The organism is Candidatus Clostridium eludens (genome assembly GCF_045310515.1).
Taxonomy (GTDB): Bacteria; Bacillota; Clostridia; order Clostridiales; family Clostridiaceae; genus Clostridium_B; species Clostridium_B eludens.
Genome location: NZ_JBJHZX010000080.1, coordinates 1 through 8,412, shown reverse-complemented (window position 1 = coordinate 8,412; position 8,412 = coordinate 1). Strand labels below are relative to the sequence as shown.

Genomic DNA, 8,412 nt, shown 5'->3' with positions numbered 1-8,412 from the left:
AGTGTGCGAGTAGCACAGCCAGTAACATGCCCTTATAGGGCTGAGCAAACCACCCGTTTTACGGGTGGTGATGATTTGTCTTAGCGTGGGTTTTGTCAGAAATGTTGACGATAACCCCTATAAGTAATGCTAGATCTGTGAGAGGGACATTTGGGGTTTTGAAGCGTGGATGGTCAACAATGAGCTTGTCTTGAAGGCTTATTGCCTGATAAAACTTCTATTTTATAAGAATTCCAAATTCCTTATTTTTGTACAGTTATAACTTCGATTGTTTGTTGGATAAACACATACGAATCATTGTGAGACAAATAATTGTAAATACTTAACTATTGATAATATGGCTATACATTATTTTAGTGATATAATTAGAATTGCAAAAAATACAGATTTATCCTATTATTATTTATTAAAGGATACTACTATGAGTTTAATTTATAGTAGTATTGTTGGTGTAGGTTTAATACGTAGTTTAATTACTTTATATGATTTAATTAAACAAAAAAATAATGGAGATAAAAGGATTGTTACTATAATTTTGGTTATGATATTTAGCTATTTATATGGCGTAGTTAAATATATAATTCATAAGAATAACATTTTGATAATACGAAGGATAAAGTTATGAAAATTATTATATAGAAACAATCGAAAGGGATATGAACAATTACGTAATAATTTACACAAAAAAGTAATTTTTATTAATTGTTTGTTGATAATACAAGCTTTAAAATTAAAGCTTGTATTGCCGTGCGTTCACTTATCATTTGTTTTACTAATACTAGATTTTTGAACATAGTCCTATAGTAATAATACTGATTTTATCTAAGCAGGATAAAAATACTTCAGAGTTATATCTAATGAGAAAAAAGGATTAGCTTATTAGGGTACGCACCACTGATTTTATAGCTAGGGAAATTATTAGGGTTTACTTATGCTTGTAAATTAATTAAGTTTCCAACTAATCTTTTGCAATCTTTACCTAATGTTCTAATTGCTTTCTCATTATATGTAGAATATTTACTTAGTAAATTTTCTTCCACTAAAACGTTTAGAAGGGTATATACATTAGCCTCATAGTCATCTGGTTTTATTTCTATCTTGTCTATTAAAAGGTTTATATAATTATTAATATCTAAATGAAAGTTTTCTTTATTAGGTTTATCATCCATGGAATCTAAGCTTAAATACTTGTTGACAGGATTATCATCTATTTTAATACTTTTGCTAATAATACTCCCATCATCTATCTTAATTGTATTCTTGTCAACCAAGATTACACTTTTCTCAATATCTATATGTAAGCATTCACTTTTTTCATTAGATTTAAATATAATCTTTTTTATAAATTCTAATATTATCCCTGAAAGTACTGAAGAAGCAACAGTTAAAACTAAGCTTCCTTTTTTAAAATCCTTTAGTCGTAATGTATATTTATATTTTGAAGCAAAATTTCTTGATGTTGATGCAATATATGTTTTCCTTCTATGTGTTTTGCGTGTCCTCCTATTAGAAATGTTAAAATCATGTTCAGATATTAAATTATATAGGTCTTCAAATAATTCATTACGTAAACTTCTATCAATATTAAGATTTTTTTCATCTAGACGTTTTAGGATTAGATTTAATCCTTCTACAGTTTCGTAGTTATTATATATATGACCTTCAGAAATTTCATAGGATTCTGATGGAAAACAAATAACATTTTGCCCTTCTTCAATATAATGGATTGTATTTATTACAGATTGTAAGTCAACTAATAAATATGATAAATCAAAAACTGTATTAAATTCTCTATTTAAGTGTATGTTGATATTTAATTCTTCCTGCAATATATCTTCGATATTCGTCATTTTAGCCTCCCAAATTAATTATAATATAAATTTTTATTTAGCTTGGATAAGATTTTGAAAAATAAACATGCTAGTGTAACATATTAATTATATTACATTGCACTATATAATATCCATGCGTAAGATAAAATTAGGATATTTGAATCTATTGAGGCATTTACAAGTAAACATTAATGTGGTTTATTTTTCTATCAAGTGTTTGATAAGGTTAGCATTGATTAAATAGAAAATATAAATATAATAAAATCGAAATTTTAAGCTGCTTGCATTAAAAAGCTATATATTTTGACTTATTTATGTATTTGCCTAATTTTTTATGTATAAAACATAGGTTCTACATTTATTTACATATGGTATAATATAGGAATACGGTACTATAAAGAAGGTGTAAAAATGAGTGATGTAGCATTTGAAATTAAAATAGAAAGCGATAGTGAAGGATATGTAACTTTAGAATGTCCGTTTTGCGAGTCAGAGTTTAAATTGCAAGCGAATGAATTTCAAAATGAGGATAATGTTTTTACAGAGTTATATTGTCCGTATTGTGGACTAGTTAATAAAGTAAATACTTTTTATACTAAAGAAACTGTAGAACAAGCTAAAGCTATAGCTTATAACTATATGATGGATAAATTGAATGAGTCATTTGGAGATATGGCACGTGAATTAAACAAAAATAAGTATATTAAAATGGATTGGAAACCATTAAGAAAAGTTAACATAAAGGAATTAAAAGGTAAAGATACTGTAGAAGAAATATTTGAATGCCCTATTTGTGGAAATCATGAAAAAGTTTTATATTGTTCAGGGGCATCAAAAGTATATTGTTCGTATTGTGGGGTGGACTTATGAGGGATATATTAGAATATAGAAAAACTAGTCTAGAATTTAGAAGATTAGCATCTAATGCGCTAAATACAAATTATACGGAAGGAAATTTACACTTAATTCGATTACAGATATATATAGATGGAAATAATTTAATTCGTGAAACAATAAAAAATAAAAGATATTGAATATGATTATAGAGGTAATTTTATAAATGAAGGTGACAGAGAATGGTCACTTAATATACCTGTAAATAGTTCAGAACATATTAAAGCAATGTATGATTATTTAATTGATATGACTAAAGAAGAAAAAGATATAAGAGGAATTGCAATGAGCTTTTATTGTGATAGTAATTCGTGGAATGATATCATAAGAAATTACTTGAGAAAGGTTTTTAAACCTTTAGCAGATTTTATAATAGATTCTTTATCAATGGAGATGATGATTTTGGAACCAGAAAAAACAGAAACACATATTCACCAAAGCATAGGTACTAATTACGGTACAGCTAATATAGCACAAAGGGATATAAATTCAATTAATAATGCCAGCCTAAATGATGTTAAAGAAATTCTTAGTTTAGTTTCAGAGGTAAAAAAGATAATTGAATCTGAAGAAATAGACCAAGACACTAAAGACGAAGTTATTGATGATTTGGAAATAGTACAGGAACAAGTAGAAAGTAAAGAGCCTAAACTTGTAAAACTAAAAAAAGCATGTCAGGGACTTAAAAATTTTATAACTTCTGTTCCTAATAGAATTGTTCAAGCTACATTAGTAATAACAAAATTAAATGATTTAACTGAAAAAGTACATAATTTCATGCAATTAATAAAATAATAATCATATCTGTTTTTATAGACAGTGTAGATTTTTTATTTTAAAAGGTTTCTATTATATTAACAAAAAGATGGTTTTATTTAAAGCCATCTTTTTAGTTTTTTAAGAATCTATATTACAGAAGATACTTTCATATAGATTGTACTTTTAATGATTTCTATTTATTCCTTACATATATATTAGATTGCTTTAGAATTGGAGTTTTTATATTAATGGAAAGTTTGTCTCCTTTTTTAGAAGTAGTAACTGCTTTACAATCAACCATCATTTCATCTACATTAATTCTAAAATAATCATTTCCATTTTCAATTATTAGTTCATCACCAATATTTATCGTATCAGCCTCTGAATAAAAGCAAGATATCTTGTGATTGTCAAATTGATGTTGTATTTTACCAATAAACTGCCAAGGCGTAGGTAAGGCAGTAAATAAACCTTTAGTATGAAGTCCAGTGTTAATATCGTCAAAAGTAATCAATCCTTCTTGAAGTAGGCGTACTGATTTATAAAGCTCCCAAGTGGAAACAAGAGTATAGTCATCACGGATTGCATCGGATATTTGTTGTTCAGTAAATGCAGGATAAGGTCTATCAAGTGGTGCTTTTAGTTTATGGTGGTTAATGATTAAAATTCCATGTATATCTGTTCTGTTCATACTTTTCATATTTCTGCTAATATACTTAACTAGGGCTTGGCAATCATCTTCTGTTGGATTGCCGTTATGCCCTTTTATTTCTACTACTGTAAATTGTCCATTATCTAATATCCTTAAATCCTCTTGCCTATTACCTTCAACTAAATCATCAACAGTGACAACACTTTCGTAACCAATATGTTCTAGAGTTTTCTTAACATTATCTACTAGAAAATCATCATATCCATCTGAGATTAATAAGTTGGTTAAAAATTCATATTCGGATTTTTTATTAGCAGTCTCTTTTTCAAGTTCTTTTAATTTTTGTTCATATTCTTTTACAAGATTTTCTCTTTCTCTATCTAATTTTTTTACCTCGGGCAATATGTATTCTTCGGTGTTAACCCAACTATTTTTTACGAAGTCTGGAAAGAGTTCTGGTTTTAATAGTGGAAGAAATTCATTAAATAAATTTTTTATTGGCTTGTATATATCTTTAAATTGAGGTAAAACAATTAAATATCCAGAATTATTTTCTTTCGGATTGTATTTTAATATAAATGAAATTGGCTCGTTTAAATTATTCTTACATATTACAGTTGTATGTTCGGTATCAATAGCATTATTAATAGTACAATGATATGTAATGTCATTTTCGCAATTGGAGAATATTGATTTGAAGGTTTTTTCAGTTTCTGTATTGAAATATATTTCCTTACCAACAATACAATTAGTGATAGAGTCACTGTTGCAAGGCATCCAATCATAGTTAGATGCGTTAAAATTTTTATCACTATAACAGGTACCATAAGAGTATTCTACTTGATAGTATGTTTCAGAATATTTTTTATCAGCAAAAGCAATAAGTATGCCACCATTATTTACAACTTTTTCAAACTCGCTACCAATAATAGCTCCAGAAAGGTATCGAGGATTAAAAAAATTACTACCTTTTGGCATAATAAAACCTTTATGGTCACCATTAGGAGGTTGAGAGTCGAAGGGGTTTACACCAAGAGAGTTATCCTCCTTCATATCTACAATTATGATATTCTTTTCTGTTAAACATGGTAAAGAATAATTTAAGCCACATTCACAACCAATCACTTCATTATATCTATGACCCAAAGTACCGATATCAATATTAAATCCATCTTCAAGTAGCTTTTCTTTAATGCTATTATCAACATCAACTAATAAAATTTTTGGAATTTCATACTTTGACACAATAAATCACCTCACGATATGATAATATCTATTATATTATAACATAATATTCCATAAAGTTATGTTGTGGTGTACATATTACTATTATTATAAGTATTAATAATTAATTTATTGATAGGCAAGTGATTCAGATTGATAAAATATCAGTTCTATAAAGATATTCAAAGCAATCATTCGGTGTATTTGAATAACGTAAATTAATAAGTAGTTATAAAAATTGTAACTACGTTTTTATTATAAGGAATATAAAGAGAGTCACAAAAATGTGACTTCTTTTTTTGTGCGAAAACATCAACAAATTTATTAATGAATTTATCAACATAATATATACTAAGATTAATATGTAACAAAGAGGTGTAATTTAATGCGAGATATGTTAAATTCTATAGTTCCTATTTCAAGATTTAATAAAGGTGAAGCTAGTAAAATTTTTGAAGAAGTAAATAAAACAGGATATAAGATAGTCGTGAAAAATAATAAACCTGCTTGTGTTCTCATAACTCCTAAACAATATCAAAAGATGGTAGAAACTATTGAGGATTATGAGTTAATGATTGAAACAGAAAAAAGATTAAAAAATGAAAATAATATGGAATGTTATTCAATGGAAGATGTTATGAAACAACATGGAATAAGACAAGAAGAATTAGATAATATACAAGATGTGGAAAAATGCACTTAGTCCAATGGGTGCATTTTTAATTTAATCAGTTTAAGAAGGGGGACAAAGAGTGGTTTTAGAAAATAACTTTATTGTCGTAGTAGACCACGACTTAGAAAGTCAAAGAATTTTTTACAATGGCAAAGTTGAACTTGAAGCATTTAAAATCCTTAAAGAGTTAAAATATAGTAATAAAAGATTATTTAAAGCTAATGTGAAGATGTGTAAAATACACGGATACAATTTTATAGAATCCTTTGAGGTTATAGAAATAGCTGATTAAAAAGGTAATTAAATAAATACCTTAAGTTTTTTCTATCATGTTTAGTATTTAATTAATATGTGATTTTTTTAGAGCTTACAGTTAAAAAATTATGGGAGTGGTCTAATTGAATTTTTATACAAATTTGCTAAAAAACCTTGATATTGCAATACTTGAAGTTATTTCAACATCTGGAGGTAATGAAGGTAAAATTATAAGGGATATAAACAGTTATTATAAGTTATATAAGCAAGCTACTACAACTGAGAAAAAGGATAAAGTAATAGAAGGATATTTGAGGAAAAGCAAGAGAAAGAACAATGGTTTCATATTTTTTTTAAATGAATTTTCAATTGCAAGAACTTTTGATAGTGATAAAAGGTGTGAACAGGTCGAATTTATATTTGAACAATATCTTCCCTGTCTAGAAAAAGAAGACATATCGGATATAGATATGTTTGCGGAAAAAGCACGACTTTTAAATAAAAAAAATAGCTTGGAGATTTCAGCAATTTCTAAAATAGCAATGGTCTATATGCCTAATAAGTATTTTCCTTATGACAGTACCGTAAGAGATGCATTAAAAAAGTATTTAAATGAATTGAACATTAAGATAAATATTAAAGGTAGTTATAAAAACTTTTATAAAATAGCTAATGAGGTATTTTATGAGTGTGAAAATGAAATTATTAAAGGTATTAAGAGTAAAAATTTTTTAAAAAAGTTTCCTTTAAATGATAAGTTAGTATTAGAAAGATATGAATACCTTGAACAAACATGTGAGTTATTAAATATTGTTAATGTGGATGATTTAATCGCTAGGAGAGCATTTGATAAGATGTTAATGATGTTAGGTAATTATCACTATTGTAATCTAGATGTTTTTAAGTCAGAATTAATTGATATGGAAAAGCTACTGTATAGCTAAAGAAGATTAATAGAATTTAAGCTTTATAAGGTATACAAGATGGTTTTAATAAGGCCGTCTTTTTTTATTTTCTAAAGGTTTTATTTGAGTAATGTAGAATTATAAATGATAATGAATTTTCAAATAAAGTGTATGGGAGTTGATAATATGAACGAATTTAATGAGGATTTACAGGGATTAGGGGGAGCTATTATTGAAACTACCCAATATATGTTGGATAAAGACATTAAGAATGCAGTTGAAGATATTGTATGTTTCTTAGGTAACTATAGTGAAGAAATCAAAATATTAGGAGAAGTATCGACTATTGCAAAATTAGGATTTAGCATTTACAAATCTGTTTCCCAAAGAAAATATAAAGCGTTTCTAATTAAATATGCAAATACAGTTAATAATAAAGAAATAAAAGAAAATATTATAAAAAAACTAGGAAGCTATTTAAAAAAGAATAAGAACATAGAGTTTATTCAAGAAACAATAGATTCAGCTATAAATGCAAAATCGATAAGATGCGCAGGAATATTAGGTTGCTATTCAGGAATTATTATATCGAAGTCAAAAGAATTGGAATATAAGGATTATGCAATAATAAATGCACTTAGAATTATGATTGATAAAGATTTAAGTAACTTTGTAAAGTTATATGATTATATAGTTGCCAATAAAATGGCTGATGAAATAATTAGAACTTATGATATAAATAATGAACTAGAAAGTCATCTACAAGTAAATATATTTGAATTAGAACAAACTATTGAGAAACTAAAAAATATTCAATTGTTTAGTTTTTCAATAGGTGGATATGGTGATTCAGGCAATTCGTGGGGGACATTTAAAGTAAATGATAATACTACATACTTATATGAAATTATTAGGAATAGTAATATAGAAAATATTGGCGAATAATTTTGCTTTATGATGGGCAAAAGCTGGTTTTGTGCTTGGGGTAAAAAAGATATTTTTTGAGATTAATTAGTAAAATATATCTATTTATTTTACTCTTTTATAAAATCAATTATAATGGTTATCATATGGAGCTATTGTTGTGGATACAACAGATAGAGTAAAAAATGTTCAAAAAAATATAATTGAGATTAAATTATAAGAGCAATTTGGTAATATGTCAAGAAGAAGATGAAAAGAAAATGAAATTATTTTAAGCAAAAAGGGTAACTTTAA

At 26.6% G+C, this 8,412-nt stretch carries 9 protein-coding genes; 7 read left to right on the top strand and 2 right to left on the bottom strand.

The annotated features are described in order from the left end of the window. Positions 1 to 929: 929 nt before the first annotated feature. Entirely contained in the window at positions 930 to 1,850 is a 921-nt protein-coding gene (locus tag ACJDU8_RS24525) for a hypothetical protein (protein ID WP_406794813.1), read from the bottom strand. Positions 1,851 to 2,243: 393 nt separating this feature from the next. Between ACJDU8_RS24525 and ACJDU8_RS24520 the strand changes: the two genes are divergently transcribed. The 3 genes from ACJDU8_RS24520 to ACJDU8_RS24510 all read left to right on the top strand — a co-directional run bounded on the left by ACJDU8_RS24520 (position 2,244) and on the right by ACJDU8_RS24510 (position 3,521). Further along, positions 2,244 to 2,702, top strand: a complete 459-nt coding sequence (locus ACJDU8_RS24520) for a hypothetical protein (RefSeq protein WP_406794812.1) — start codon at positions 2,244 to 2,246, stop codon at positions 2,700 to 2,702. Further along, complete coding sequence (locus ACJDU8_RS24515; RefSeq protein ID WP_406794811.1) at positions 2,699 to 2,866, top strand: hypothetical protein; 168 nt, start codon at positions 2,699 to 2,701, stop codon at positions 2,864 to 2,866. The genes ACJDU8_RS24520 and ACJDU8_RS24515 overlap by 4 nt, the downstream gene beginning before the upstream one ends. An 88-nt stretch (positions 2,867 to 2,954) precedes the next feature. Next, a complete protein-coding gene (locus ACJDU8_RS24510; RefSeq protein ID WP_406794810.1) occupies positions 2,955 to 3,521 on the top strand; it encodes a hypothetical protein in 567 nt (188 codons plus the stop codon). 157 nt (positions 3,522 to 3,678) lie between these two features. Here the strand turns inward: ACJDU8_RS24510 and ACJDU8_RS24505 are convergent, their stop codons facing one another. Next, positions 3,679 to 5,382 carry a hypothetical protein gene (locus ACJDU8_RS24505; RefSeq protein ID WP_406794809.1) on the bottom strand — a complete coding sequence of 568 codons (1,704 nt, stop codon included), beginning with the start codon at positions 5,380 to 5,382 and terminating at the stop codon, positions 3,679 to 3,681. 364 nt (positions 5,383 to 5,746) lie between these two features. Here ACJDU8_RS24505 and ACJDU8_RS24500 point away from each other — a divergent pair, with 364 nt between their 5' ends. From ACJDU8_RS24500 to ACJDU8_RS24485, 4 genes are all read left to right on the top strand, one after another. Beyond that, on the top strand, positions 5,747 to 6,064 hold the full coding sequence (locus tag ACJDU8_RS24500) for a type II toxin-antitoxin system prevent-host-death family antitoxin (RefSeq protein ID WP_406794807.1): 318 nt from the start codon (positions 5,747 to 5,749) through the stop codon (positions 6,062 to 6,064). Between the two features lie 49 nt (positions 6,065 to 6,113). Then, positions 6,114 to 6,326 carry a hypothetical protein gene (locus tag ACJDU8_RS24495; RefSeq protein ID WP_406794806.1) on the top strand — a complete coding sequence of 71 codons (213 nt, stop codon included), beginning with the start codon at positions 6,114 to 6,116 and terminating at the stop codon, positions 6,324 to 6,326. A gap of 106 nt (positions 6,327 to 6,432) precedes the next feature. After that, positions 6,433 to 7,233 (top strand): hypothetical protein, encoded by an 801-nt coding sequence (locus ACJDU8_RS24490; RefSeq protein WP_406794805.1) that lies wholly within the window; start codon positions 6,433 to 6,435, stop codon positions 7,231 to 7,233. Positions 7,234 to 7,380: 147 nt separating this feature from the next. Then, the gene (locus ACJDU8_RS24485) at positions 7,381 to 8,139 is read left to right on the top strand and encodes a hypothetical protein (protein WP_406794804.1); all 759 of its coding nucleotides are present in this window, start codon (positions 7,381 to 7,383) and stop codon (positions 8,137 to 8,139) included. Positions 8,140 to 8,412 lie beyond the last annotated feature (273 nt).

Excerpts from the sequence above, each read along its gene's own strand:
- ACJDU8_RS24525 (WP_406794813.1), bottom strand. The coding sequence starts at position 1,850 with ATGACGAATATCGAAGATATATTGCAGGAAGAATTAAATATCAACATA.
- ACJDU8_RS24520 (WP_406794812.1), top strand. The coding sequence starts at position 2,244 with ATGAGTGATGTAGCATTTGAAATTAAAATAGAAAGCGATAGTGAAGGA.
- ACJDU8_RS24515 (WP_406794811.1), top strand. The coding sequence starts at position 2,699 with ATGAGGGATATATTAGAATATAGAAAAACTAGTCTAGAATTTAGAAGA.
- ACJDU8_RS24510 (WP_406794810.1), top strand. The coding sequence starts at position 2,955 with ATGTATGATTATTTAATTGATATGACTAAAGAAGAAAAAGATATAAGA.
- ACJDU8_RS24500 (WP_406794807.1), top strand. The coding sequence starts at position 5,747 with ATGCGAGATATGTTAAATTCTATAGTTCCTATTTCAAGATTTAATAAA.
- ACJDU8_RS24485 (WP_406794804.1), top strand. The coding sequence starts at position 7,381 with ATGAACGAATTTAATGAGGATTTACAGGGATTAGGGGGAGCTATTATT.